Raw genomic sequence first — 25,934 nt, 5'->3', positions numbered from 1 at the left:
ATTTGGGCCCAAGGTGTCAAGGCTTTGGGGCCAAAAATCCGGAAAAATTACACGTTAAACCGGAAGTGAATTACGTCGCCATCCTTAACGATGTATTCCTTGCCTTCCAGGCGCCATTTGCCGGCGTCCTTGGCGCCGGCTTCACCGTTGTATTGCACGAAATCGTCGTAGCTGATTACTTCGGCGCGGATGAAGCCGCGTTCGAAGTCGGTGTGGATAACGCCCGCTGCCTGGGGGGCGGTGGCGCCGATCTTGACGGTCCAGGCGCGTACTTCCTTCACCCCTGCAGTGAAATAGGTTTGCAGGCCCAGTAGGCCGTAGCCGGCGCGGATCACGCGGTCCAGGCCGGGCTCGTCCATGCCCATTTCATCGAGGAACATGGCCTTTTCTTCGTCTTCCAGTTCAGAGATTTCGGCTTCCATCTTGTTGCAGATGGGCACCACCACGGCATTCTCTGAGGCGGCAATTTCGCGAACCTTGTCCAGGTGAGGGTTGTTCTCGAAGCCGTCTTCATTCACGTTGGCGATGTACATGGTGGGCTTGACGGTGAGCAGGCACAGTTCCCGCACCAGGGCCATCTGGTCTTTGTCCAGGCCCATGCTGCGCACCGGTTTACCTTCGTTCAGTACCGGCAGCAGCGTCTCGAACATCTCCAGCTGGGCCTTGGCTTCCTTGTCGCCGCTCTTGGCTACGCGCTGTACACGCTTGATGGCTTTCTCGACGGTGTCCAGGTCGGCCAGGGCCAGCTCGGTGTTGATCACTTCGATGTCTGAGGCAGGGTCAACCTTGTTGGCTACGTGGATGACGTTGCCGTCTTCGAAGCAGCGCACTACATGGGCAATGGCGTCGGTCTGGCGGATGTTGGCCAGGAACTGGTTGCCCAGGCCCTCGCCTTTGGAGGCGCCGGCGACCAGGCCGGCGATGTCGACAAATTCCATGGTGGTGGGCACGACTCGCTCGGGCTTTACGATTTCGGCCAGTTTGGTCAGGCGCGGGTCGGGCATGGCCACCACGCCGGCGTTGGGTTCGATGGTGCAGAACGGGAAGTTCTCTGCGCCGATGCCGGCTTTGGTCAGTGCGTTGAACAGGGTAGATTTGCCGACGTTGGGAAGGCCGACGATGCCGCAGTTAAATCCCATGGAATGCCTCTGCTGGAACTGAAAAATTTGGGCGGATTATACCGGGGTATCGGTACGGGTGCGAGTCAGGGGATGTGCCTTGCTCAGGGGGTCGGTTTGAAACTGTGTAACCGGTTCATGGCGGCAGCCAGTTTGCCGTTGGCGGCGTCTGGCAAAACTCGCATGACTTCGTCGAACACGGCGCTCAGCTGCTCGGTTTCCAGTTTGCCGAGTCGGCCCAGTACAAAACCGGTGACCTTACGGCTGTCGCCGGGATGGCCGATGCCGAGGCGTAGTCGCTGGAAGTCGTTGGTGCCGAGGTGGGCAATGGTGTCCCGCAGGCCATTGTGACCACCGTGACCGCCGCCTTTCTTCAGCTTGGCCGTGCCGGGAGGCAGATCGAGCTCGTCGTGGGCAACCAGAATCTGTTCAGGAGAGATCTTGAAGAAATCCGCCAGGGCCTTGATGGCAATGCCGCTGCGGTTCATGAAAGTACTGGGGTTCAGGAGGTGCAGGTCGAGGCCCTGCCACTGAATGCGGGCGTAAAGCCCGTGGTACTTCTTTTCGGGGCGAAGCGTCTGGCCCGCATGGCGGGCCAGCGCTTCGACGAACAGGGCGCCGGCGTTGTGGCGGGTATTCTCGTAGTCGGCACCGGGATTTCCCAGGCCAACCACCATGACAATATCCTGTGCCATTCGCCTTTGCCCCCGGAGTGATTACTCCTCGCCGCCTTCCTCGCCTTCGGCGTCCGCAGCGTCGTCCGCCTTGGCACCTTTCGGCTTGTGGATAGAGGCAACCGGCTGGTCGTGGTCTTCACCCTGCAGCAGGGCAGCAACACGAACGCCTTTCGGCAGTTTCAGGTCGCTCAGGTGGACAACCTGGTCCATGGCGACGTCAGTCAGGTCGACTTCGATGAACTCAGGCAGGTTCTGCGGCAGACAGATAACTTCCACTTCGGTCATGGTGTGGGAAACAATACCACCCTGAAGCTTAACGGCCGGCGCTGTGTCTTCGTTTAGGAAGTGCAGCGGTACGTTAACGTGGATCTCGTGATCCTTGTCTACGCGCAGGAAGTCGGCGTGGGTCAGCAGCAGCTTGTACGGGTGGCGCTGCAGATCCTTCAGGATCACGCTTTCTTTCTTGCCCTGAATGTCGATGGTCAGGATGTGAGAGAAGAAGGCTTCGTTTTCGAGGGCCTTTTTCAGCTCGTTGTGCCAGATGGAGACTGGCGTTGCGTCTTTACCGCCACCGTAGATGATGGCCGGGATTTTACGCTCTTCGCGACGCAGGCGGCGGCTCGCACCTTTCCCCTGATCGTCACGAGGAAATGCTTCAATAAGGAATTCCTGAGACATGGTATGTACCTCGTTGTTCATCTGAGCGGCCCGCGACCAGGCTCGGGACAGATGAGTTCTTTGAATGATCGGATTTTTTCCGATCGACTAAAAGAGTCGGGAGCCCTGTTGGACTCCCGACCCGAAAACTGCCTTTAAAGTCTGAGTGTTACGGAGCTTGGCCCGTTCAGACGTTCTCAAACATGGCGCTGATGGACTCTTCGTTGCTCACGCGACGAATCGATTCCGCAAGCAGTCCAGCCATGCTGAGGGGGCGGATTCTAGCACAATTTTTGGCTTTGTCACCCAGTGGAATGGTGTCGCACACCACCAGTTCGTCCAGCTCCGAGTTGTTGATGTTCTCGACGGCCGGGCCAGACAGCACCGGGTGAGTAATATAGGCGACTACGCGGGAGGCGCCGTGCTCTTTCAGGGCGTTGGCTGCCTTGCACAGGGTGCCGGCGGTATCGACGATGTCGTCAACCAGAATGCAGGTTTTGTCTTTGACGTCACCGATGATGTGCATAACCTGGGAAACGTTGGCCTTCGGGCGGCGTTTGTCGATGATGGCCAGGTCGGCATCATCCAGGCGCTTGGCAACGGCGCGGGCGCGTACAACGCCGCCTACATCCGGGGATACCACGACAAAGTTTTCGAAGCGCTGCTTTTCGATGTCTTCAAGCAGCACCGGGGTGGCATAGATGTTGTCCACCGGGATGTCGAAGAAGCCCTGAATCTGGTCAGCGTGGAGGTCGACGGTCAGCACACGGTCGACGCCGATGCTGGAAATCATGTCAGCAACCACTTTGGCGCTGATGGCTACCCGGGTAGAGCGAACGCGACGATCCTGGCGGGCGTATCCGTAGTAAGGGATAACGGCGGTGATCCGTGTGGCGGAAGCGCGGCGCAGGGCGTCGGCCATCACGATCAGTTCCATCAGGTTGTCGTTAGTGGGGTAGCAGGTGGGCTGGATAATGAAAACGTCGTGACCACGAACATTTTCATTGATCTCAACGGTGGTCTCACCATCGCTGAAACGGCCAACGGTGGCCTGGCCCATGGGAATATGCAGTTTCCTGGCAATATCGCGCGCCAGTTCAGGGTTGGCATTGCCAGCGAAGATCATCAATTTGGACACGACAGCATCCTTCTCAGTATCGGCGTTTGATTCAGAAGAAGCGGGAGAAAGGTGGCTGGGGTGGCAGGATTCGAACCTGCGCATGACGGGATCAAAACCCGTTGCCTTACCACTTGGCGACACCCCAATATCATCGTGCTTTCTTGGCATCATTTCAGCTCTGTCAGCTTTTTGTGCAGAGGTGAATGGTTCACCCCTTTAGCTACGAACCCCGTGATGCCGGAGGGTTTGCTTTCCCAGATAATCCGGGCTGCGGATTCTGTCGGGAAACGTCCAAAAATGCAAGCCCCGGTTCCGGTTAATCTTGCAGGTCCGAATTGTGAAAGCCATTCCAGGCTCTTGTTAACCTCAGGATACAGTTTTCGAACTACATCCTCACAGTTGTTTCGGTACCTCGAGGCGTCTCCCTCAAAAGCGGGCGCTATTTTCATTTTTGGGGTGTCCCTTGTCAACCCTTCTTCCGAAAAAATCTTCCCGGTGTTTATTTCGCAGTCAGGCTTGAGGACCACAAACCAGTCTTCCGGCGGATTGACGGGCGTGAGCTTTTCACCCACCCCTTCGCCAATGGCGGAGCGGCCGCGAACGAACACCGGTACATCGGCGCCCAGATCCAGGCCCAGCTCGGCAAGCTCGTTTTCATCAAGATGCAGTTCCCAGAGGTGGTTTAGTGCCACCAGGGTGGTCGCGGCGTTGGAGCTGCCGCCCCCGAGGCCGCCGCCCATGGGAAGTCGTTTTTGAATGCGGATCGTCACGCCGGGCAATGCATGGCTGGCGCGTTCGGCCAGGGCACGGGCTGCGCGAATAATGAGGTTGTCGTCGTCAGGTACCCCGGGAACCGGTTCCTCAAGGCGTATGCGGGCATCCCCCGGGGTCAGGGTGAAGGTGATCTCGTCGCCATAATCGAGAAACTGAAACAGGGTTTGCAGTTCGTGATAGCCATCCGGTCGTCGGCCCACAATGTGCAGGAACAGGTTAAGTTTGGCCGGCGAGGGCAGGGTAATGCTGTTACTCACGTTCTCAATCCTTTCTCTGCCAGTCGCTGATGACCACACGTACGCGCTTGTCGTCCTTCAGGGCGGTGATTCGGGCGGGAAGCTGGGGCAGGTCGTCAATAAACGCCTGCCAGCGATCGTAGCGTATTTCCCAGCCGTCCTGGCGAATGATGGCCAATCGTTGCTGGTCATCAAACAATAACCGGAAGTTGCCGTCCGGTGCGGGTAGTCCGCGAACCCACCAGGTAAGGCTGTCGATGGGCAGCTGCCAGCCGGTTGCCGCCTGCACTAGCTGTTCCGGGTTGGATGATTGATAGGTGTCGCCGTTGGCCATCTGCAGCTCAAGAAAACCTGGCGTGCCGCGCAGGCTGGTGCTGCCCATTCCTAGAAAGGATGATGACAATGCCAGGTCGTAGTATTCGCCTTGCTGCTCCCAGTGGTTAATCACCGCTGTACCGCTGTCTGACGGTTGGCGCACTGCGAGTTTTCCGGAAAGTTGCCAGCGCTCGAATTGGCCGAGCGTGCGGGATCGTTCGGCCCAGTCAGCTGGGGGTTGGTCGGTCATGCCTTCCGGGAGTGGTTCGAGCTGAATGGTGGTACAGCCGCCCAGCAGGCTTAGTACCAGCAGAGCAGCAAACAGATTCTTCAGCATCAGGAGCTTCCGTTGCCAGTCAGGCGTTGGATGGTTTCAATTAAAATGTCGTGGTCCGGATCCTGTTCCAGGCCTTCTTCCCAGACGATGCGGGCCTGTTCCTCATTGCCGCTGACCCAGAGAGCTTCGCCATAGTGGGCGGCTACTTCCGGGTCCGGGTAGGCGGCCCAGGCGTCTGCCAGGTATTCCAGGGCAGCTTCGGTATCGCCCTGGCGAAACAGCACCCAGCCCATGCTGTCGAGAATGGCGGGATTATTCGGGTCCAGGGCCAGTGCCTGTTCAATGTAACCGCGGGCTTCATCCAGACGTTCGGTACGAATGGTCAGGATATACCCGAGCGCATTCAGCGCCACCGCGTTGTCGGGTTGCTTCGATAATATGGCCCTGAGGTCCGATTCCGCCAGTTCGGTGTTGCCGAGAGAGTCGTGCAGCATGGCGCGGGCGTACCGGATCTGAATGTTTTCAGGAAAGGCCTCAAGGGCATGGTTGGCGGCTGCCATGGAGTCTTGTTCGCGCTGCTGGTCGAGCAGCAGGTTGACTTCAAGGAGCCAGAAGTTTTCAGCCTGCCCCGGGTTTGAATCCCTCAGTGTGTCAATCTTGGCAAGTGCGCTATCCAGATCCCCTGTCTCGGCTTGCAGTTCACTTGCCCTGGCGAGGGCGGGGAAGAAGTAGTTTCCGCCTTCTACGCTCATGTAGTAACCGATGGCGTGGGTGATGTTGCCTTCTTCCTCCTCGATGCGGCCGAGGTAGTAGCTGGCCTCATCGGTGTGGTGGCCCTGTTCGATCAGTTCCGTAAGCTCTTCTTTGGCCAGCTCCGGCTGACGATTCTCCAGGGCAACCAGAGCGAACGACAGTCGCAGCCCGGGGGTCTGGGGATAGCGTTTGACCAGTCGCTCGAACTCGTCCTGGGCAGCCTGAAGCTCTCCCTCGTTAATCAGGATGCGGCCGTAAAGCGTGCCCAGTTGCCGGTTGGCCGGGAATCGCCGGGTGTTTGTGGTCAGGTAGGTCAGGGCTTCTCTTGTTTGACCGGTCTGGTACAGCAGGTCGCCTTTGAGTGCGATGGCGGGCTGGAAGTTGGGTTGCTGGTTGGTGAGCAGATCAATGCGCTCCAGGGCCTGCTCCGGGGCGCCGGTGATTTTCAGGAGCAGGGCAATGCTGTACTCAAGCTCGGGATTGCCCGGGTGCCGTTCAGCCAGTCGCTCGTATAGCTGCAGCAGTTCCCGTTGCTGGGCCGGTGGCAGGTTGGCAGACATCGCCGCCAGGCTGTCAAAGTCGGCATCTTCTCCCTGCTCCATAATGCGTTCCATGTGGACCAGAGCGGTTTCAAGATCCTGACGTTTGACCGCCTGAATCGCGGAGACCCGGTGTGCCAGCAGGTTGTCGGGCTCCAGTTGCAGCCATAGGTCTGCCAGTTGCTGCTGCGCGTTATCGGCATTCAGGGACTGGGCAATGCGCATGGCACGGGTAATGACGCCGCGATCTTTTGAGGTTTTGGCTGCCTGCAGGTAGTTGACCAGGGTTACGTCGTAGCGCCCACGCTGGGCGGCAATCTCCGCCGCCAGAAGTTGGTAAAGCACTTCTGGCTCGAAATCCGCATAACGAATCTCTTCCTGTGGCGTCGGGGTGACCGCTACGGGGGTAGGTTCATCAGCCTTTGGTTCTGTCGTTTCGGAAAAGCTGGCGCAGCCGGGCAGGGCGGCAATGGTGAAGGCCAGCAGGCTGGTAGCCAGATACGGTGCGGATTTTTGCATGCAACTTCCCGTGTGCTGTCGGCAGTACGTCAGAGTATGTTCTGTTCTGCCGTAGAATTGAGGCAGATCGGGTTTAGGCCGTGGCCGAGCCTCTATAATGGCATAAGGATTATAACTTGCCCAACCTGTCCGCAGTTCCCGAAGGCGGCGTGTTTTCGGGTGGCAGGCGGTGGCCCTCACCGGTAGAATGGCACAATATTATCCACGACTGGCATAAGGTTTTTTAACCTCGAAATGGCATTGCTGACACTGGGAATCAATCACCGAACCGCACCCGTGGAGATCCGCGAACGTGTGGCGTTTACCCCGGAGCGGATGGCGGAAGCCTTTTCGGAACTCCGGGCGGCGTCCGGTGCCAGTGAAGCGGCCATTCTGTCTACCTGCAATCGCACCGAGCTTTATCTGGCCGGGGACGACGACTGCGCGCCCACGGTACTGCGCTGGCTGGCCGGTTTTCATGAGCTGGATGTGGCCGACCTGGAAGACGTGCTCTACGTTCACCGGGATTCCGAGGCCGTTCGCCATATGATGCGCGTAGCGGCGGGGTTGGATTCCATGGTGCTCGGCGAACCGCAGATCTTCGGTCAGCTAAAGGATGCCTACTCCCTGGCCCGTGAGCACGGTGCCACCGGCTCTTTCCTGTCCCGCCTGTTTGAGCAGACATTCTCGGTAGCCAAGCGGGTTCGAACCCAGACCGCCATCGGGGAAAACCCGGTGTCGGTGGCCTATGCCTCTGTCAGCATGGCGCATCATATCTTTGCCGATATGTCCCGCAACAAGGCGTTGTTGATTGGCGCGGGCAAAACGATTGAACTGGTCTCCCGCCACCTGGCCGATGCCGGCGTGAAAGACTTCCTGGTGGCCAATCGCACCCTGGAACGTGCCCAGGCGCTGGCCGAACTGCACGGTGGCAAGGGCATTGTTCTGTCGGAAATTCCCGATCACCTGGCGGACGTCGACATCATCATTTCCTCTACGGCCAGCCCGTTGCCAATACTTGGCAAGGGAGCGGTGGAGCGCGCGCTGAAGAAGCGCAAACACCGTCCGTTCTTCATGGTCGACATTGCGGTTCCCCGGGATATTGAGCCGGAGGTGGGGTCGCTGGCCGATGTGTATCTCTATACCGTTGACGATCTGCGGCAGGTGATTGAAGAAAACATCCGTTCCCGTGAAGGCGCTGCCCGCGAAGCCGAGAACCTGATCAGCAGTGGCGTACAGGAATTCCTGGACCAGCTCCGGGCCCTGGATGCGGTCTCTACCCTGAAAGTGTTTCGCCAGCGTGCCGAACTGCTGCGGGATATTGAATCTGAAAAGGCCCTGCGTGCCTTACGCAACGGCGTCGACCCGGAAACGGTGCTGCGCAGCCTGGCACGTGGCCTCACCAACAAACTGCTTCACCAGCCCTCTGTGCAAGTGCGTAAAGCCATGGCCGAGGGCCGCACCGAAGTCACCGAATGCCTGCGGGAGCTGTATCAGCTTGATGCCCTGGAAGCTGACGAGCCCACCACCACGGAAAAATTATGAAGCCATCGATCCAGTCCCGCCTCGAACAGCTTGTTGAACGGTTCGAGGAGGTCAACGCGTTGCTGAGCGATGCCTCGGTGATTGCCAACCAGGACAAATTCCGGGAACTGTCCCGGGAATTTTCTGAGATTGAGCCGGTGGTAAAGTGTTTCCAGGCCTGGCGCCAATCCCATGAGGATATCGCGGAAGCGAAGGAACTGGCCAAAGACGGCGACGCCGAGATGAGGGCCATGGCGGAAGAAGAGCTGGCCGCCGCCGAAGCGCGTAGTGAAGAGCTTGATGAAGAGCTGCAGCGATTGATGCTGCCGAAAGACCCGAACGACACCAAAAATGTGTTCCTGGAAGTGCGCGCCGGTACCGGCGGTGACGAAGCCGCGATTTTTGCCGGCGACCTGTTCCGCATGTATTCCCGTTATGCGGAAAAACACCGTTGGCAGGTGGAAGTGCTGAGCGAGAACGAGGGTGAGCACGGCGGCTATAAAGAAGTCATCGCCCGGGTGTCCGGAGATGGCGTCTACGGAACGCTCAAGTTTGAGTCTGGAGCCCACCGGGTGCAGCGGGTACCGGAAACCGAGTCCCAGGGCCGCATTCACACCTCCGCCTGCACCGTGGCCGTGATTCCGGAGGCCGATGAATCCGAAGCCATCGAAATCAACAAAGCTGACCTGCGGGTAGACACCTTCCGCTCCTCCGGCGCCGGTGGCCAGCACGTCAACAAAACCGACTCTGCTATCCGCATTACCCACCTGCCCACCGGTATTGTGGTGGAGTGTCAGGAAGAACGTTCGCAGCACAAGAACCGCGCCAAGGCCCTGAGCCTGCTGGCGTCCCGGTTGCAGAATGCCGAGCTGGAGAAACAGCAGAAGAGCATGGCGGAAACCCGCAAAAGTTTGGTGGGCAGTGGCGACCGCTCGGAACGTATTCGCACCTACAATTTCCCCCAGGGCCGGGTAACCGACCACCGCATCAACCTCACCCTGTACAAGCTGGACGAGGTGATTGCCGGCGATCTCGACGCCGTGGTGGTCCCCCTGCAACAGGAACACCAGGCTGAATTGCTGGCAGAACTGGCTAATGAGCAGTGAGTCCTCGCTGACCTGTGAAGCCCTTCTGAATAACGCCATTGAACGGATCGGTGGTGACTCTCCCCGACTGGACGCCGAATTACTGTTGAGCCACGTAACCGGCCTGGGCCGCACCAGCTTCCGGGCCTGGCCCGAGCGGGAAGTAACGCCGGAACAGGCGCAAGCGTTTCGTGAATTGGTGGCTGAACGAGTCAAGGGCTTACCCATCGCCTACCTGCTGGGACAGCAGGATTTCTGGTCTTTGCCCCTGAAAGTCAGCCCTTCCACCCTGATTCCCCGGTCAGACACCGAGTGCTTGGTGGAAACCGCGTTGGAACTACCGCTGCCTGAAAACGCCCGCGTGCTGGACCTGGGCACCGGTACTGGCGCCATTGCGCTCGCGCTGGCCAGCGAGAAAGCTAAGTGGCAGATTATGGCCAGCGATCGTATTGAAGAGGCCGTCGAACTGGCCCGTGAAAACAGTCGGTCCCTGCAGCTGCCGATTACCGTAGTGCGCAGCCACTGGTTCGACCAGATTCCAGAGAGGGGCTTTGACCTGCTTATCTCCAACCCTCCTTATATACCCGCCAGTGACCATCACCTGAACGAAGGCGACGTACGCTTTGAACCGTCATCCGCTTTGGTGGCGGGTGACGATGGCCTGGACGACATCCGGTTGCTGGTCACCGAAGGCTTCAAACGCCTGAATCCCGGTGGCTGGATGCTGCTGGAACACGGCTATGATCAAGGCGATGCCGTGCGGGATTTGTTTGCCAGGGCCGGATGGCTCAACATAGAAACCCGTAAAGACTACGGCGGAAACGACCGAATGACTTTGGCCCGGAAGCCGGCCAGCGACCAGTAGCGAGACCCCTCATGCTCAGCGATGAAGAACTGCTCCGATACAGCCGCCAGATCCTGATGCCCCGGTTCGACATCGCCGGCCAGGAAAAACTCAAGGCCGCCCATGTACTGGTCATCGGCGCCGGTGGTTTAGGTTGCCCGGTTGCGTTGTATCTGGGCGCAGCCGGCGTTGGCCATCTGACTCTGGTAGACGATGACCAGATCGAACTGGCCAACCTGCAACGGCAGATTGCGTTTGAACAGAGCTGGCTTGGCGATTCAAAAGCGGAGCGCCTGGCCGAGCGGGTAAGGGCGATCAACCCGGAGATCACCGTTAGTGCGGTGAATCGGAGGGTGGATGGCGACGACCTCAAACAGCTGGTTGCTGAATCCACGCTGGTGCTGGACTGCACCGACAACTTCAATACCCGCTTTGCCCTGAACCGGGCTTCGGTCGCCAACAAGGTCCCGCTGGTATCCGGTGCTGCCATCCGTGGTGAAGGGCAGTTGTCCGTTTACGATCCGCGGCAGGTGGATAGTCCTTGTTACCATTGTCTGTATCCTGAGCAAGGTAATGAAGACCTGACTTGTTCCGAGGCGGGTGTTATAGCTCCCCTGGTGGGAATGATCGGCTCAGCCCAGGCTATGGAAGCCATCAAAGTGATCTCTGAAGTCGGTAAGCCGTTGGTGGGCCGTTTACTAATCCTGGACGCCTGGCAAATGGAATGGCGGGAAATGAAGCTGGCGAAGGACCCCAATTGCCCGGTTTGTGCCGGCTAGCTCAAAGGTAGGTCAGAGTTGGGGACGGCCTTTCCAAAACCCTGCGGAGCCATGGATGGCGGAGCGGAGCCTACAGGGACGTATTCACGGCGTGTTTTGGAAAGGCCGTCCCCAACCCTGACCGGTAACAAGACTCCAAAGTCTCAATCTTTCAAAGCCTGAAATCTCGCAATGGCCTCTCTCCGGCTCTCTTTCAGATCGACGATCGGTCTTGGGTAGCCTTTCGGGATAACTCCGCCCTTGGAAGGATCGTGAATCCGTTTGTTATCCAGTCTGGCCAGCTCAGGCACCCATTGCCGAATAAACTCTCCCTTCGGGTCAAACCTCTCACTCTGAGTTACCGGATTAAACACCCGGAAATAGGGCGCTGCATCGGTTCCCGTTGAGGCACTCCACTGCCAGCCCCCGTTGTTCGATGCCAAAAAACCATCCACCAGATTCTGCATGAACCAGGCTTCGCCCAGCCGCCAGTCGATAAACAGGTTCTTGGTCAGGAACATGGCGGTGATCATCCGCAGGCGGTTATGCATCCAGCCAGTGGTTTTGAGCTGACGCATAGCAGCGTCCACAATCGGGATTCCTGTTCGGCCTTCCTTCCAGGCTTCAAAGTGGTCTCCCGGCTTATTCCATACCAGCGCCTCCGTTTCTGGTTTGAATGCCCGGTGCATGCTGACGCGCGGGTAGTGATAGAGAATGTGAACGTAAAAATCCCGCCAGGCGATTTCATTGATCCAGGTTTCGATGCCGTCGCCCGAGAGACAAGACTGCCTTGCAGCTATAAGGCACTGGCGCCCGGACAAAACGCCGTTGGCCAGGTAGGGCGAGAGTTGGCTGGTGCCGTCCACGGCGGGGAAGTCCCGGTTGTCTTTGTAGTCTTTCGCCCGTTCGGCCAGGAATGCCTCCAGCTGACTGTGGGCAGCGTCCTCGCCTGTGGTTACCAGTGGCTCGGGCGCATCCTTGAATGGTGCCGGTAGGGTATCGGTTTGCTCCGGCTCTACTTGCGGGCCCATGGAGGATGGCGCTGGATAAAGCGTGGGCTGGGTTTCTTCAATCCAGCTGCGCCAACGGCGGGAAAACGGGGTGAAAACGGAATAGGGCTCATTCTGCTGAGTCAGAATCTCGCCCACCGGGGCCACGGTCTGGTCCCGGTACTTGGCCACCCGAATGCCGAGGGCGGTCAGCCGGTCGTGGGCCTGCTTGTCTCGTCGCCGCTCGTTGATGCCGTACTCTTCGTTGAAGTGCAAGCCCGTGATCTGCTGGTCTTTGCAGAAGGCTTCGAGCTTGTCGAGACTGGCCGTAAAGGTATCCGCATGCAGAAACGACAAACTAATGCCCAGTTTGGCCAACTGCCGGGCCAGGGTATTGGCGTGTTCCAGAACAAACGTAACCCGCGCGGCGGACCAGTCATGCTCTTGCCACTGCCCGGGCGTGACCAGAAAACAGGCTTTAACGGGCTTGCTGCGGCCGCAGGCGGCAGTCAGGGCAGCGTTGTCAGCCAGGCGGAGGTCGTTGCGGAACCAGACCAGTTCTGTCATCAGGATGCGTACCCTTGAGTATGTGGCATAGGTGAAATTACAGGCAATAAATCATTGGCTTGTATATTCGCTGCAACTCCCGGATTGGATTATAGTTAAGCAGACAAGCGGGCCACGATACAGGAGCCTTTCTCTTGGCATGATGGAAACTACCGAAAGCCAGCGCGACGGTTTATGGGCGCATTCTTATCAACTGGCTTCGGGCCAGACCCAACAGCATCTGCTTGGTTATACCCGGTTGTGGGTAACGCTGCTGGACCTGGAGTGGCAGATCCGCGAACAGAAGGTGGATGCAGACGCAGACCCCCAGCTCTGGGTGGAAAGTATTGGTCACACTCTGCCGTCTGCGGATATTGCAGTCCAGCGGTTTGTTCGCTCGGGGGACAACGGCATGGTGAGTTTTTATCCCGCCATGGCCAGCCTGCCCACAGTCATTCGACCCTACCAGCCACTGACCATCCCGCCCGGCGCCCGCTGTGTGCTTTATGTGGGAACGGCACTGTGGATGAAGGTGTGCGTGGGCGAAGCCCAGGTGGAGCTGGCGGAGGTGCCGTTGGCACCGCCATCACTGACCTGGCTGGGCAGAAACACCTGCGAAGGGGAGCTGTGCTATGCCTCGTCCACCTACGGGCGGCTCGCCCTGGAAGCAGTACCCAAACGCCCCTGGCGAGCAGTTACGCCAGTCACCATTATCAACAGCAGGGCACAACCGCTGTTGCTGGAGCGTTTCAGCATGCCGACCCCTTTGTTGTCGCTGCACAGGAACGGGCAAGGGCAGCTTTGGACCCCCGGCATTACGGTAGAGTGCGAAACCGATATGAGCTCAGCCAGTCTGCACATTGAGCCGTCAGTGATTGCCGAGGCTGGCTGGTGCGAGACCATCGCACCGGCCAGGGAAAAACTGGCCAAGGGTCGAAGACTGGTCCGAGCCTTTGATCATATGTTTGGCTGATACCGGCAACAGGAGTATTTGAGTGTTTGACGCAATACAAACGACGGTGGTCCAGGTGATCAACGGTATCGCCTGGGGCAAGTGGTTGTCTGCCGCCTTCCTGCTGGTATTGGGTATTGTTCTCGGTTCCTGGCTGGCCCGGAGCGTTGGCAGGCTGGTAGAAAAACGTACCTCAAGGCACCACCAGGTTCTGATCCGGCGGCTGTTTTTCTATGTCATTTTTCTCCTGTTTGCCATGGCGGCGCTGCGGGAAGCCGGGTTTTCACTGGAGGTGGTGCTTGGAGCTGCCGGCATTCTGACCGTTGCCATCGGTTTTGCGTCGCAGACCTCTGCCTCCAACATCATCAGTGGGTTGTTCCTGGTTATGGAGAAACCCTTCGAGATTGGTGATTTTATTGAGGTAGACGCCACGATTGGCGAGATCGTCTCTATTGATCTGCTCAGCGTGAAACTGCGCACACCAGACAATCTTTATGTGCGAATCCCGAATGAAACCCTGATCAAAACCCGGGTGGTTAACCGATCCCGCTTTCCGATTCGCCGGATTGATGTGGCTGTTGGTATTGCCTACGCGGAAGATGTTGAGCGTGTCAGCAACCTGTTGCTGGAGCTGGCGGAAAAAAACACGATGTGCCTGGAAGAGCCCAAGCCCTTTGTACTGGTAACCGGTTTTGGCGCATCCTCTGTGGATTTGCAGTTTTCTTTCTGGGTGCCCAAAGACAAGTTCTTTGAGGGCCGTGGCGGCATGATGGTGGCGATCAAGAAGATACTGGATCAACAAGGGATCGAGATTCCGTTTCCCCACACCAGCATTTATGCTGGTAGCCATTCCGCGCCTTTCCGGGTGCAACTGATGGGCCCGGAACAACAAAAAACTAAGGACTCCCCGGATGTCGACCGAGACCACTGAAGTAATCAAGACGACTCAACCCACCCAGGCGGACAACAAGGTCGCCCTGGGTTGGCGGGAATGGGTGGCCTTACCGGATCTGGATATCAGCCGCATCAAGGCCAAGGTTGATACCGGCGCGCGCACCTCTTGCCTGCATACGTTTCGCACCGAGCCGTATACTGAGAACGGCGAACGCCGGGTGAAATTCTGGGTGCACCCTGTGCAGAACGATTTGCACCAGGTGGTGGAGTGCGATGCCAAAGTGCTGGATGAGCGGACGGTGTCGGATTCCGGAGGTCACAAAGAGATGCGCCTGGTAATTGAAACCACGCTGGTGATTGGTGACCAGAGCTGGCCGATTGAAATGACACTGACCAACCGGGATTCCATGCGATTCCGGATGTTACTGGGGCGCACCGCCATGGCGGGCCGATCCCTGATTTACCCTGAAGCTTCCTACCTGGCCGGTAACCCGGCATTAAGGACCTGAATATGAAAATTGCGGTACTGTCGCGAAACCGTCACCTGTACTCAACCCGGCGCCTGGTGGAGGAAGGCATCAATCGTGGCCACGAAGTGAGAGTGATTGACGCCCTGCATTGCTCCATGAATATCACCTCTGCGAACCCGCTGATCCATTATCACGAGGAAGTGCTTGAAGACTTCGACGTGGTGATTCCGCGGATAGGCGCCTCGGTGACTTTCTATGGAACGGCGGTACTGCGCCAGTTCGAGATGATGGGTGTCTTCCCTGTTAACGAATCCGTTGCCATTACCCGTTCCCGGGACAAACTGCGTTCGCTGCAGTTGCTGGCCCGCAAGGGCGTGGGCATGCCGGTGACCGGGTTCGCCAACAAGCCGGACAACGTGCCTGAGCTTCTGAAAATGGTGGGTGGTGCACCGGTGGTGATCAAGCTGCTTCAGGGTACCCAGGGCATCGGTGTGGTGCTGGCGGAAACCCGTAAGGCGGCCGAGAGTGTGATTGAAGCCTTTATGGGCCTGAAAGCCGACATTCTGGTGCAGGAGTTCATCAAGGAAGCCGGTGGCGCCGATATTCGCTGTTTTGTGATCGGCGACAAGGTGATTGCCGCCATGAAGCGCCAGGGCGCCGAAGGTGAATTCCGCTCCAACCTGCACCGGGGTGGTACCGCCTCGCTGGTACGGATTACTCCGGAAGAGCGCCGCACCGCGATTACCGCTGCCAAGGCCATGGGCCTGAACGTAGCCGGGGTGGACCTTCTGCGCTCCAGCCGTGGCCCGCTGGTGATGGAAGTGAACTCCTCTCCAGGCCTTGAAGGTATAGAGAACGCCACTGGCAAGAACGTAGCCGGCATGATCATCAACTGGACTGAGAAGAATTACAAACCCTGGAAAACCAAAACCCGGGGCAGGGGATAAGCGCGCATGGCAAGAGCTCCGTTTGAAATCGCCGGGGTGCAGGTAAAACCCGGCACCCGGGAAACTGTGGAAGTGCCGGTGGCCAAACTCTACACCCACACACCCTTGCACATTCCTGTGGAGGTGGTGCACGGCCGCCGTGACGGCCCGGTTCTCATGGTGTGTGGTGCGATACATGGCGACGAGATCAACGGAGTGGAAATCATCCGCCGGGTATTGAAAAACTCAGCCTTGCGTTATCTGCGCGGTACCCTGGTGGCCGTGCCCATTGTCAATATCTTCGGATTTGTCCAACGCACCCGCTACCTGCCGGACCGTCGGGATCTTAACCGTTGCTTTCCAGGCTCTGAAACCGGTTCTCTGGGGGGGCGTATTGCCTACCTGCTGCGCACCCAGATTATGGAAAAGGTTACTCACATCATCGACCTGCACACCGGTGCTATTCACCGCTTTAACCTGCCACAGATAAGAGCAGAGCTGCAGAATCCGGAAACCTCCCGGATGGCGGAAGCCTTTGGTGCTCCCATCATTATCAATGCCGGGTTGCGGGAGGGAAGTCTGAGGGCCTACGCGGATTCCCTGGATATTCCGGTCATCACCTTCGAAGGTGGAGAGGCCTTGCGCTTTGATGATGTGGTGATCGCCAGTGGTGTGAAAGGTATTATCCGGGTGATGCGGGAGCTGGAAATGGTGCCGGCCAAGAAAGGCCCCAAAGCACCGAAAAAACGCTCGGAAACGGCGGCCAATTCCCAGTGGGTACGGGCAGACATCGATGGCATTATGCGCCCGGTGGCACGGTTGGGCCAGAAGGTACGCAAGGGCCAACGGCTGGCCATGGTAGCCGATCCGTTTGGCGAGACCGAAGTTGCGATTACCTCACCCTGTTCCGGGATCGTCATCTGCGTGAACAATCTGCCATTGGTGAACGAAGGTGAGGCCATCTACCATGTGGCCCGGTTTGATGAGTTGGGTGAGGCGGAAAAGGCCATGGACTACTTCCGCAGTTCCTTCGAGAACGAAGTGTCGGAAGAGGCCGTGGTGCCGGTACACCCCTGGGATGAACTTCAGAAATAACCGAACGTTGGAGCACATATGATTTGGCACCAAAACACCATTGAGCTGGCTCCACTGCCCAGGGGCTTCCACCTGGTAACCAATGAAATCCTGGCTCAGGCGCCGGAGCTGACCAACTGTGAGGTGGGGCTGCTGCACCTGTTCATCCAGCATACCTCCGCCTCACTGGCGGTCAACGAGAATGCCGATCCCGATGTGCGGGGTGACCTGGAGCGCCATTTCAACGTCATGGTGCCCCAGAATGCCCCGCATTATGAACACACCATGGAAGGCCCGGACGACATGCCCGCCCACATCAAGAGTGTGATGATCGGCCCGTCACTGACACTGCCGATCAGCCATGGCCATCTGGCCCTGGGTACCTGGCAGGGCATTTATGTGTGTGAACACCGTGACAATGCGGGTAGCCGGAAAATTGTGGCTACCTTGCAGGGGCGGTGGTAGGCGCCCTTTTCAGGGCGCAATCTTCTTCTTCAGCGCCTTGGTCAGCGGCCTTGGCAGGCTCGGCAGCGATTTCAGCAGCCAGGGCAGTACCTTTCTTTTTACGCCATTCAGGGATTCCGGTACCACCGCTTCAATCAGGTGCGGGCCGGGGTTGTGTTTGGCGTACTCCATGGCTTTGATCAGCTCTTCGGCGGTGGTTACCCGGGTGCCGTGCACGCCCATACTCTGGGCCAGTAACGCGTAGTTGGTAACCGGGCCGCTGATGTCGAGTTGCGACTTGGCTTTGGCCCCGGCTTCTTCGGCGCCGACCCGTTCCAGTTCTACGTTCAGGATGGAGTAGGAGGCGTTGTTGAAGATAATGGTGGTCACGTTCAGGTTTTCCCGGGCCATGGTCCACAGTGCCTGGTTGGTGTACATGGCGGTGCCGTCGCCGATCAGCGCATAAACCTGGCGATCCGGGCAGGCGATGGCCGCGCCGACGGCATTGGGCATGCCTTGCCCGATGGCGCCCCCGGTCAGTGTGATCATGTCGTGCCTTGGTGAGCCCGCGGTCATGGCGTTGAGCATCAGGCCGGAGGTGATGGATTCATCCACGATGATGCTGTTCTCGGGCATCAGTTCGCCCACCGCCCGGCAAACTTTTTCGGCGGTGAGTTTGCCTTTCGGCAGGCCGGGGCGCCCGGGCGCCTGCAGCTTGGGTTCGGCGTTGCTGGCACCGAGGGTGTCGGCCAGTTTCTTCAGGCTGGCGGCGGCATCCTGCTCCGGGGTGCTCAGGGTGTGTGCGGTGCAGTTATCCGGCACCAGGTAGCTTTGCTTGCCCGGGTAGGCGAAGAACGATACCGGCGCCTTGGCATCCACCAGAATCAGGTGGTCGAACTCGGAAAGCTGCAGCGTCGCCAGTTCCGCCAGGTAGGCAATCCGCTCCACCGGCGGCAGCCCGGCGCCCCGTTCGATACGGGTCGGGAAGGTTTCGGCGAACAGGGTGACACCGCTGTGGGCAGCAATGCGGGCTGCTTCCAGCAGGGCGGGCTCACGCAGCGCCCGACCACCCAGCAGCAGGGCGGTTTTCTTGCCACTGCCAATGGCTTCGGCGGCGGCCTGAACGGCGTGGTCATCGGCCGCCGGTGCCTGCGGCTGTGTTGGTGCTGCACAAGGTTTGCCGCCTTCGCCCCAGGACACGTCCGCCGGCAGAATCAGCGTGGCTACCTGGCCCGGCAAACCCCGGGCCGCAGTGATGGCTTCGGCGGCGTCCTGGCAAAGGGCTTCGGTGCTTTGTGACGTGCGCACAAAGCCAGGGGAGATGTTGCGGGCCACGGTCTCGATATCAGACTGCAACTGGGCGTCGTACTTCACGTGGTAGGTGGCGTGGTCGCCAACAATGTTGACCACCGGTACCTTACCCTTGCGGGCGTTGTGCAGGTTGGCCAGGCCGTTGCCCAGGCCGCAGCCCAGGTGCAGCAGGGTGGCGGCAGGTTTGTCCGCCATCCTGGCATAGCCATCCGCTGCGCCAGTGGCGACGCCTTCAAACAGCGCCAGCACGGCCCGCATCTTGGGTTCGCTGTCCAGGGCGGCGACAAAATGCATTTCGCTGGTGCCCGGGTTGGTAAAGCAGACTTCAATACCCGAATCCACCAGAGTTTTCATGAGTGCCTGAGCGCCGTTGGTCATTGTTGTTCTCCAGCTTGGGTCAATTTATGTGTGTTGGGCAGGTCCAGGTGGGCCGCGCTGATGTCGGCAATTCGGGTGACGCCGGTCAGGGTCATGGCCAGCTTCAGTTCCTGCTGCCAGGTGTTCAGGAGTCGGGTTAATCCTGCCTGGCCTTCCGCCGCCAAGGCCCAGGCCCAGGGGCGGCCAACCATCACGCCGTTAGCCCCCAGGGCTAGGGCCCGGAAAACGTCCACGCCGTTGCGGATGCCGCCATCCACCAGGATCTCGGTGTCTTTACCAACGGCGGCAACGATATCAGGGAGTTTGCTGGCGGTGGCGGCCACGCCGTCGAGCTGGCGACCGCCGTGGTTGGAGACCACGATGCCATCGGCACCCACGTTGACGGCTGCTTTGGCATCGTCCACCTCCAGAATGCCTTTGAGGATCAGCTTGCCGGGCCAGCGTTCCCGCAGCCATTCGATGGCCTGCCAGGTAACGGAGGCATCGAATTGGGTATCCACCCACTGTTTGAAGGAATCCAGATTGCTGGCCTCTGGCACTGCGTCGCTCAGGTTGCCGAAGGTCAGGGGTTTGCCTTTTATGGCCACCTGCCAGAGCCATCCCGGCCGCGACAGCAGTTGCTGGGCTTTCAGGCCGACAGATCGTGCGCCGGCGCTGTTCAGGCCGTTGCGGGTATCCCGGTGCCTGGGGCCAGGCAGTGGCAGGTCGATGGTAAAGATCAGCGTCTGGCAGCCGACGTCCCAGGCCTTTCTCAGCAGGGTGTCTACGTAGTCCCGATCACGAATCATGTATAACTGGAACCAGAAGGGCGCGCTGGCGGCGGCTTTCACCTCTGCCAGCGGACAAATGCCAACGGTGGATAGGGTAAACGGCACCCCGGCGGCATTGGCCGCTTTTACCGCCTGAACCTCTCCCCGCTGTGCCATCATGCCGGCCAGCCCCAGAGGGGCCAGGGCCACTGGCATACTGCAGGATTGGCCGGCCAGCTCGGCGCGGGTGTCTACGTTGTCGACATCAATCAACACACGCTGGCGCAGGGCGATGTCCTGCCAGCCGCTGACATTGGCCCGCAGGGTTTGCTCTTCGGTGGCTCCGCCGTCCAGATAATCCGCTAGAAACCGGGGCAGTTTGCGCCGGGCGAGTTGCTGATAATCGGCGGCGGTGGCCGGATAACTCAGGGGCATGGTGTCAGCCTCCGTTGGTGATGGAACGGGCGGCCGCCCGGGCGGTCAGAATGCAACCGGGCAGGAAGGTGCCTTCCAATGACCGTTTGCCGTTGCTGCCACCGCCGCCAAAACCGGCCGCTTCACCCACACAGTACAGGCCTCGGATGGGCTGGCCGCTGGCATCCAGCACCCGGCTTTGCAGGTCGGTACGCAGGCCGCCCAGGCTCTTGCGGGTGGTCAGTTGCATGTGGATGGCGATGAAGGGGCCGGCCCCTGGCTTCTGCAGCGGCGCCGGTTTGCAGGTACGCAGCCGGTCCGGCCCCCATTGGCGGGCGTGGCGAATCATGCGGATTTGCGGATCGTTGTTCAGTTGATTGCCCTTGCTGAAATTGGCGTCGAAGGCATCGGCGGTGGCTTTCAGAGTGGCAGCGTCGATGTCCAGGGAACAGGTAAGGGCATTCATTTTCTTCGCCAGCCCTTCCAGGGTGTCATCCACCAGGAAGTGACGGCTTTCATTCTGCATCTGGTTGACCAGCGGTTTGTTACCCAGCAGCAGTTCTTTCAGGAACAGGGGGAATTGCTTGTTCCGGATGCGGGCGTTGTGTTCGGCACCGGAGATGGCAAATTCTTTCAGGGCGATACGGCGGTTCAGCAGGTGCCAGGTCCAGGGTTTTTCCTGTTCAGCTACCCGTTGGCACAGCCAGTGAGTATCAAAACCGGTCACCAGGGGTTCCGGTCCAATGCGTTCGCCCCGGTGGTTCAGCCACAGGGCCGATTTACACGGAATGGTCGACAGGCCGTGGCCCGGGAAATGCGGATAGGGGTGGGGAAAGCCCGCAGCGTAGTTCCACATTTCACCGGCGTGGGTGATGAGCGCGCCCAGATGGTCTTTGGCCCAGTGATGCAGTTTGCCATCGGCAAACGGATGGGCACCATTGAGCATGGTGGCCGGTTGCGGGCGAGTACGTGGCCAGTTCGCCCGGCACTCAGCGTGGCTGCCGTTGATGCCGCCCATGGCCAGTACCACATTGTGGGCCTCAAACCTGACCTCTTCGCCGGTTTCCTCGTTAATGGCAACGGCGCCGCAGACCTCACCCGCCTGATGGTCCAGCCCGGTGATCCGGTGGCGATGATGAATGGTGAGGCGGCCGCTGGCATTTTCCTCATGCAGGGCGTTAACCATGCAACGCACCAGTTCCCGGGAGGTGCCCCAGGTGACGTGATAGCGGGGCACGCTGTTACCATCGCCAAACCGACCACGTTCTACCCAGTTCACCGCAGGCATGAATTTAATGCCCTCGTTGGCGAGCCAGTCGTGCACCTCGGAACGGGAATGTTCAACGTAATAGCGGGCCCACTGCATGGGCCACTCATCGTTCGGGTCCAGCTCGCCGAAGCGCAGCCAGTCCTGAAGGGCCAGTTCCGGCGAATCGGCGATTTTCATACGCCGCTGCAGTGGGGTGTCGATCAGCGCCATGCCACCAAAGGCCCACAACGCGAGGCCGCCAAAGCGTTCGGGAGTGTCCCGGTCAACGATGGTAACAGTCTTGCCCGCCCGCAGGGCTTCGAGGGCGGTAACCATGCCCGCCAGGCCGCCGCCGGCAATCAGGATGTCTGAGCAATCAGGTTTTGCCATGGTGCATGTCCAAACTGTGTTTTTGGTTTTGTTGTTACAGACCATATAACGCTATGATCGGATCTGAATTGACTTCAGAGGCCAGAATAATTGACTTTAGAAGCCACCGTTTCCATGGGATGGGTCAACACCGTGATCGATGCCGCACGCCGTCTGGGGGTTGGCGACACGGTGTTGCTCGAAACTGCGGGCTTGCCAGCACAGGCACTGGCCTGGGAGCGTTGGCCCATCGATTTCATTACCCGGCTCTGGCACGCTGCCGAGCGCTGTACCCACGATCCGGGTTTTGGTCTGAAAGTGGGCACGGGCGTGCGCCCGGCCAGCATTGATGCCGTCAGTTTTGCCATGCAAAGTGCAGCGACACTGCGCGAAGCCATTACCCTGGTGCAGAAGTATCAGCGCCTGATCTCCGACGGTGGGCGCTTCCAGATGTTGCCCGGCAGCCGGGGTACCTGGATTGTCTACCATCCAAGGCAGGGCCGGCTGGCATTCAGTCCGCACCAGATTGAGGCCGTATTGTCGGCGGTGGTGAGCCTGACAGACTGGATAGCGGGATCGGCGGTGCGGCCGGTGCGGGTTCAGTTCAGTCAGGCCCGGTTGGGGCCGGTTCGCGGTTATCGGGAGGTGTTTGGCTGCCCAGTGGATTTTGAACAGGCATTCAGCGGTCTGCTGGTGAGTCATGAGATGCTGGACAAGCCTCTGCCACAGGCAGACCCGGCCCTGGCTCAGGTACACGAGCAATACAATGCCGGGCGCCTGGCCGCCTTGGAAAAGGGAGCGGTGTCGGCAGAGGATCTGCGGCAATGGCTGGTGGCACGTGTCGGGCCAACCTTGCCCCGTCGGGCAGAGGCAGCGGGAGCGTTGGGTATCAGTGAGCGGACGCTGGCGCGCAGGCTGGAGACTCAGGGTTACACGTTTAACAGCTTGCTGGATGAGGTGCGCCAGGAACTTGCCCTGGCGGCCGTACGAGCATCCCGCCAGTCCCTGGCGGATATTGCACTATCCCTCGGCTTCGCCGAACCGAGTACCTTCTACCGGGCGTTCCACCGCTGGACAGGGATGCCCCCGGCGCGCTGGCGCAAGCTGGAGGCAGTTTAGGCTTACAGGTTGGCTTCGGCGAACTCCGCCAGCACCGACCTCGGTACACCCTGCAGGTGAATGTGGCCTCCGTGGCGAAAGCCCTTGAAGCGCTCGGTCATGTAAGTCAGGCCGGAGCTCAAAGGGCTGAGGTACGGCGTATCGATCTGCGCCAGGTTGCCCAGGCAAATCACCTTTGAGCCGTTACCTGCCCGGGTGATGATGGTCTTGATCTGGTGCGGCGTCAGGTTTTGGGACTCGTCAATAATGATCAGGCTGTGCTGGAAGCTGCGGCCCCGGATGTAATTCATCGATTTAAAGTGCAGGGGCACCTTACTAAGGATGTAGTCGACGCTGGCGGTCATGTTCTCATCGTCTTCATGCAGGGCTTCCAGGTTATCCACGATGGCGCCCAGCCAGGGCTCCATTTTCTCGGCCTCGGTGCCAGGCAAAAAGCCGATGTCTTCGTCCAGCCCCTGGGTAGAGCGGGTGGCGATAATCCGCTTGTAAAGCTTGCTGGCCACGGTCATTTCAATGCAGGCGGCCAGCGCGAGAATGGTTTTACCAGAGCCGGCGGAGCCGGTCAGGTTGACCAGGTGGATGTCTGGGTCCAGCAGCAGGTGCAGGGCCATGGCCTGGTAGATATCCCGTGGCACCAGCCCCCAGACTTCCTCGTTCATCAGGTCGTGCTGGTGCAGGTCTTTGATCACCAGCTGGTCGTCGGAGATGTCCACCACCTGGCCGACAAAACCGTGTTCATCAATCACGAACTCGTTGATGTTCAGTCTGGCCAGTTCGCCCTCACGTTTGAGCAGGTGTTCGGTGACCCCTTCACGCTGTACCGTTTCTACCTTGGCGATGTTATCCCAGAAGGAGTTCTGGAACTCCTTGTAGCCTTTGGGTAACAGATCGATGTCGTCCAGCAACTGGTCGTTGTGGTAATCCTGGGCTTCCACACCAAAGCCCCGGGCTTTCAGGCGCATGTTGATGTCTTTACTAACCAGGATAATGTCACGGGATTTGTGCCGGGCCTGCAGGGCGGCCAGGGTATTGATGATCTTGTTGTCGTTCAGGTGCTCCGGCAGGGAATGGGCGCCGGTACCCTCAGTGCTCATGATGATGGACAGGGTGCCCAGCGGCTCGGCCTTTTTGCCGCGTACAATCGGCACCCCTTTTTCAATGACTTTCGGGCTGGCATCGCCCAGCAATTTGTCGATGTTGCGAATGGCCTGGCGGCAATCGGCGGCGACGGTCTGTTTGCCGGACTTGAGGCTGTCGAGTTCTTCGAGGACCGTCATCGGAATGATGACGTCGTGTTCTTCAAAATTCAGGAGGGCATTCGGGTCGTGAATCAGGACGTTGGTGTCGAGGACGTACATTTTTCGGCGAGCTTGCGGTGCTCTTGGCATAGGTAGGGCTACCTCTCTGGTGGCTCAGTCGTTCTCGGCGCAGCGTTGCGTCAGTTCCTGGTGGGAAATTAGCTTCAGCATATCGTAAGTAGTTATGATGCCGGTAATTTTTGAATCCCTGGTGACGAAAATGCGATGCAGGTGCTCACGCATCATAATGTTGGCAATGTCTCGCACCGGGGTATCTTCGTCAACCGACAATACGATGGGCGTCATGATATCGCGCACTTCAACCGGCACTTTGCCCATTTCTTCAAAAATAACCATGCGCAACCGGCGGGCTTCTTCCTGTTCTTCGGGAGTCAGTTGGGGCTGATCACCGGTACGGCTGGCGTTCCAGCGAAACTCGGTGATGTCTTTGAGGGTAGCGATGCCGATGATATCGCCATTGTCGTCTGTCACCGGGCTGCCGGTAATCTCGTTGTCCGTCAGGAAACGAGCCAGACGGTCCATGGTCCAGTGGTGTGGCACGGCTTTGACGGTCGGGGTCATGATTTCATGGGCGAGAACGCTCATTGGTGGGCATCTTCCATTTGCAGTCCTTTTGAGGAAGCTTAGCCGTTCCTTGGCTTTCAGTCACCCCTGTATCTGCGCCTTGTTCAAGCGCCGGGCGTGGCCGGTTAACGGTTAGCCGGCACAACTGCTTGCAGATTACCGTTCTCCGACCATTCCAGGCGATGGCCCTGATATTTCTCTTCTTTGGCAACGGCCTCCAGCGATTGCATGGACTTCATCGGTATGTCGACCAGCAGGTTGTTGACCAGCCAGCCGGGTAGCGCACCGTTGGGTTCGGTGTGCTGCACCCAGACCATCCGGGTTTTGTCGTCGCCGTCCGGGGTAAAGCGGTAAAGGGTGTCTGAGCGATCAACCCGTACCCTGCTCTTGAACTCCGCCCGCATATCGGGCACGGCGTTCAGGTCCATAACCACTTCGCCGGTTTTGGCATCGCCACGGGTCTGAATGCGCAGAACGTAGTCCCGGTCGGTTACCGGCCAGGGCATATCGTTGACGGAGTAGGCGTAGCGATCGTGAAAGCTGCCCTGACCAAAGGCGTAGGACTCGGTGCAGTTATGAACCCACTCCTTGCAGGATTCCGGGTTGATCATCACCGCCATCAGGTTTTCCAGCGGAACGTCCAGATCGGCCACGGCTTTGAAGGCCTGAAACCCGGAATTGCTCTGGTCCATGGTGTAAATGCGGATGTTGTCGACTTCCTTGCGCAGGGACCACTCCGGGGCATCCTCCGAGGGCAGGGATGGGTGGTCACTGGCCAGGCTGGGCAGGGGCAGAAACATGAGAAAAGTCAGCAGGCCCGCCATCATGCCCTTGAAGCCATGGGCTCTGGTTATTGTCATAAGCTACACTTCCTTGATGAAGGTGCGCTGAGTCTAACACGGTGCCGGTTTCTGCTTTTTGGCGGGAATAAGGGATTGTGAACCAGGTTGCGAACTGGTGCGCCACAACTCATGAATGGCCTGATCTGACGA

Annotated in this window: 25 protein-coding genes and 1 tRNA gene; 11 read left to right on the top strand and 15 right to left on the bottom strand. The window is 59.0% G+C overall.

Annotation, left to right across the window (positions count from 1 at the left end; genetic code table 11):
- Positions 1–47 precede the first annotated feature (47 nt).
- From ychF to ACTZWX_RS12795, 8 genes are all read right to left on the bottom strand, one after another.
- Entirely contained in the window at positions 48–1,139 is a 1,092-nt protein-coding gene (gene ychF, locus ACTZWX_RS12830) for a redox-regulated ATPase YchF (protein ID WP_444714265.1), read from the bottom strand.
- Between the two features lie 83 nt (positions 1,140–1,222).
- Positions 1,223–1,813, bottom strand: coding sequence for an aminoacyl-tRNA hydrolase (gene pth, locus ACTZWX_RS12825; protein WP_444714264.1), 591 nt, complete (start codon positions 1,811–1,813; stop codon positions 1,223–1,225).
- Between the two features lie 21 nt (positions 1,814–1,834).
- Positions 1,835–2,473, bottom strand: coding sequence for a 50S ribosomal protein L25/general stress protein Ctc (locus ACTZWX_RS12820; RefSeq protein WP_061333314.1), 639 nt, complete (start codon positions 2,471–2,473; stop codon positions 1,835–1,837).
- 166 nt (positions 2,474–2,639) lie between these two features.
- Positions 2,640–3,590 (bottom strand): ribose-phosphate diphosphokinase, encoded by a 951-nt coding sequence (locus tag ACTZWX_RS12815; protein ID WP_061333292.1) that lies wholly within the window; start codon positions 3,588–3,590, stop codon positions 2,640–2,642.
- A gap of 52 nt (positions 3,591–3,642) precedes the next feature.
- Positions 3,643–3,717: transfer RNA gene (locus tag ACTZWX_RS12810), tRNA-Gln, on the bottom strand.
- 22 nt (positions 3,718–3,739) lie between these two features.
- Positions 3,740–4,603, bottom strand: a complete 864-nt coding sequence (gene ispE / locus ACTZWX_RS12805; RefSeq protein WP_444714263.1) for a 4-(cytidine 5'-diphospho)-2-C-methyl-D-erythritol kinase — start codon at positions 4,601–4,603, stop codon at positions 3,740–3,742.
- Positions 4,604–4,607: 4 nt separating this feature from the next.
- Positions 4,608–5,234, bottom strand: coding sequence for a lipoprotein insertase outer membrane protein LolB (gene lolB, locus ACTZWX_RS12800; protein WP_444714262.1), 627 nt, complete (start codon positions 5,232–5,234; stop codon positions 4,608–4,610).
- Positions 5,234–6,985, bottom strand: coding sequence for a tetratricopeptide repeat protein (locus tag ACTZWX_RS12795; protein ID WP_444714261.1), 1,752 nt, complete (start codon positions 6,983–6,985; stop codon positions 5,234–5,236). Before ACTZWX_RS12795 ends, lolB begins: the two co-directional genes overlap by 1 nt.
- Positions 6,986–7,219: 234 nt before the next feature.
- Between ACTZWX_RS12795 and hemA the strand changes: the two genes are divergently transcribed.
- The 4 genes from hemA to ACTZWX_RS12775 are packed head-to-tail and all read left to right on the top strand — an operon-like array spanning position 7,220 to position 11,196.
- Complete coding sequence (hemA, locus tag ACTZWX_RS12790) at positions 7,220–8,509, top strand: glutamyl-tRNA reductase (protein ID WP_319636142.1); 1,290 nt, start codon at positions 7,220–7,222, stop codon at positions 8,507–8,509.
- On the top strand, positions 8,506–9,594 hold the full coding sequence (gene prfA / locus ACTZWX_RS12785) for a peptide chain release factor 1 (protein ID WP_152437432.1): 1,089 nt from the start codon (positions 8,506–8,508) through the stop codon (positions 9,592–9,594). The genes hemA and prfA overlap by 4 nt, the downstream gene beginning before the upstream one ends.
- Positions 9,584–10,438: a peptide chain release factor N(5)-glutamine methyltransferase gene (prmC, locus tag ACTZWX_RS12780; RefSeq protein WP_444714260.1), complete on the top strand. Its 855-nt coding sequence runs from the start codon at positions 9,584–9,586 to the stop codon at positions 10,436–10,438. The genes prfA and prmC overlap by 11 nt, the downstream gene beginning before the upstream one ends.
- Positions 10,439–10,449: 11 nt before the next feature.
- Positions 10,450–11,196: a HesA/MoeB/ThiF family protein gene (locus tag ACTZWX_RS12775; RefSeq protein WP_444714259.1), complete on the top strand. Its 747-nt coding sequence runs from the start codon at positions 10,450–10,452 to the stop codon at positions 11,194–11,196.
- Positions 11,197–11,339: 143 nt separating this feature from the next.
- Here ACTZWX_RS12775 and phrB read toward each other — a convergent pair whose 3' ends face one another.
- Entirely contained in the window at positions 11,340–12,731 is a 1,392-nt protein-coding gene (phrB, locus tag ACTZWX_RS12770; RefSeq protein WP_444714258.1) for a deoxyribodipyrimidine photo-lyase, read from the bottom strand.
- Between the two features lie 139 nt (positions 12,732–12,870).
- Between phrB and ACTZWX_RS12765 the strand changes: the two genes are divergently transcribed.
- The 6 genes from ACTZWX_RS12765 to ACTZWX_RS12740 are packed head-to-tail and all read left to right on the top strand — an operon-like array spanning position 12,871 to position 17,491.
- The gene (locus ACTZWX_RS12765; RefSeq protein ID WP_444714257.1) at positions 12,871–13,683 is read left to right on the top strand and encodes a hypothetical protein; all 813 of its coding nucleotides are present in this window, start codon (positions 12,871–12,873) and stop codon (positions 13,681–13,683) included.
- A gap of 22 nt (positions 13,684–13,705) precedes the next feature.
- Entirely contained in the window at positions 13,706–14,593 is an 888-nt protein-coding gene (locus ACTZWX_RS12760; protein ID WP_444714256.1) for a mechanosensitive ion channel family protein, read from the top strand.
- The gene (locus tag ACTZWX_RS12755) at positions 14,574–15,065 is read left to right on the top strand and encodes an ATP-dependent zinc protease family protein (protein ID WP_444714255.1); all 492 of its coding nucleotides are present in this window, start codon (positions 14,574–14,576) and stop codon (positions 15,063–15,065) included. Before ACTZWX_RS12760 ends, ACTZWX_RS12755 begins: the two co-directional genes overlap by 20 nt.
- A 2-nt stretch (positions 15,066–15,067) precedes the next feature.
- On the top strand, positions 15,068–15,973 hold the full coding sequence (gene rimK, locus ACTZWX_RS12750; protein ID WP_444714254.1) for a 30S ribosomal protein S6--L-glutamate ligase: 906 nt from the start codon (positions 15,068–15,070) through the stop codon (positions 15,971–15,973).
- A gap of 6 nt (positions 15,974–15,979) precedes the next feature.
- Positions 15,980–17,047 (top strand): succinylglutamate desuccinylase/aspartoacylase family protein, encoded by a 1,068-nt coding sequence (locus ACTZWX_RS12745; RefSeq protein WP_444714253.1) that lies wholly within the window; start codon positions 15,980–15,982, stop codon positions 17,045–17,047.
- 18 nt (positions 17,048–17,065) lie between these two features.
- A complete protein-coding gene (locus tag ACTZWX_RS12740) occupies positions 17,066–17,491 on the top strand; it encodes a secondary thiamine-phosphate synthase enzyme YjbQ (protein WP_058091873.1) in 426 nt (141 codons plus the stop codon).
- A gap of 9 nt (positions 17,492–17,500) precedes the next feature.
- Here ACTZWX_RS12740 and ACTZWX_RS12735 read toward each other — a convergent pair whose 3' ends face one another.
- Genes ACTZWX_RS12735 through ACTZWX_RS12725 form a run of 3 tightly spaced genes read right to left on the bottom strand, consistent with a single transcriptional unit; the run spans position 17,501 to position 21,961 of the window.
- Positions 17,501–19,159, bottom strand: a complete 1,659-nt coding sequence (locus tag ACTZWX_RS12735; RefSeq protein ID WP_444714252.1) for an acetolactate synthase large subunit — start codon at positions 19,157–19,159, stop codon at positions 17,501–17,503.
- Positions 19,156–20,343: an L-lactate dehydrogenase gene (locus ACTZWX_RS12730; RefSeq protein WP_444714251.1), complete on the bottom strand. Its 1,188-nt coding sequence runs from the start codon at positions 20,341–20,343 to the stop codon at positions 19,156–19,158. Before ACTZWX_RS12730 ends, ACTZWX_RS12735 begins: the two co-directional genes overlap by 4 nt.
- Before the next feature lie 4 nt (positions 20,344–20,347).
- Positions 20,348–21,961 (bottom strand): FAD-binding dehydrogenase, encoded by a 1,614-nt coding sequence (locus ACTZWX_RS12725; RefSeq protein ID WP_444714250.1) that lies wholly within the window; start codon positions 21,959–21,961, stop codon positions 20,348–20,350.
- Between the two features lie 114 nt (positions 21,962–22,075).
- Between ACTZWX_RS12725 and ACTZWX_RS12720 the strand changes: the two genes are divergently transcribed.
- Positions 22,076–23,059: an AraC family transcriptional regulator gene (locus ACTZWX_RS12720; RefSeq protein ID WP_444714249.1), complete on the top strand. Its 984-nt coding sequence runs from the start codon at positions 22,076–22,078 to the stop codon at positions 23,057–23,059.
- A 2-nt stretch (positions 23,060–23,061) separates the two neighbouring features.
- On the opposite strand, the gene ACTZWX_RS12715 is transcribed toward ACTZWX_RS12720, so the two are convergent.
- From ACTZWX_RS12715 to ACTZWX_RS12705, 3 genes are all read right to left on the bottom strand, one after another.
- Complete coding sequence (locus tag ACTZWX_RS12715; RefSeq protein WP_444714248.1) at positions 23,062–24,447, bottom strand: PhoH family protein; 1,386 nt, start codon at positions 24,445–24,447, stop codon at positions 23,062–23,064.
- A 24-nt stretch (positions 24,448–24,471) separates the two neighbouring features.
- Positions 24,472–24,963, bottom strand: a complete 492-nt coding sequence (locus ACTZWX_RS12710; protein WP_444714247.1) for a CBS domain-containing protein — start codon at positions 24,961–24,963, stop codon at positions 24,472–24,474.
- A gap of 104 nt (positions 24,964–25,067) precedes the next feature.
- Positions 25,068–25,802 (bottom strand): START domain-containing protein, encoded by a 735-nt coding sequence (locus ACTZWX_RS12705; protein ID WP_444714246.1) that lies wholly within the window; start codon positions 25,800–25,802, stop codon positions 25,068–25,070.
- Positions 25,803–25,934: the final 132 nt, after the last annotated feature.

Origin of the sequence: Marinobacter sp. NSM, assembly GCF_052380025.1 — a bacterium.
GTDB lineage: Bacteria > Pseudomonadota > Gammaproteobacteria > Pseudomonadales > Oleiphilaceae > Marinobacter.
Note: the sequence above shows the minus strand (reverse complement) of the source record. Positions and strands in the feature narration are given on the sequence as shown.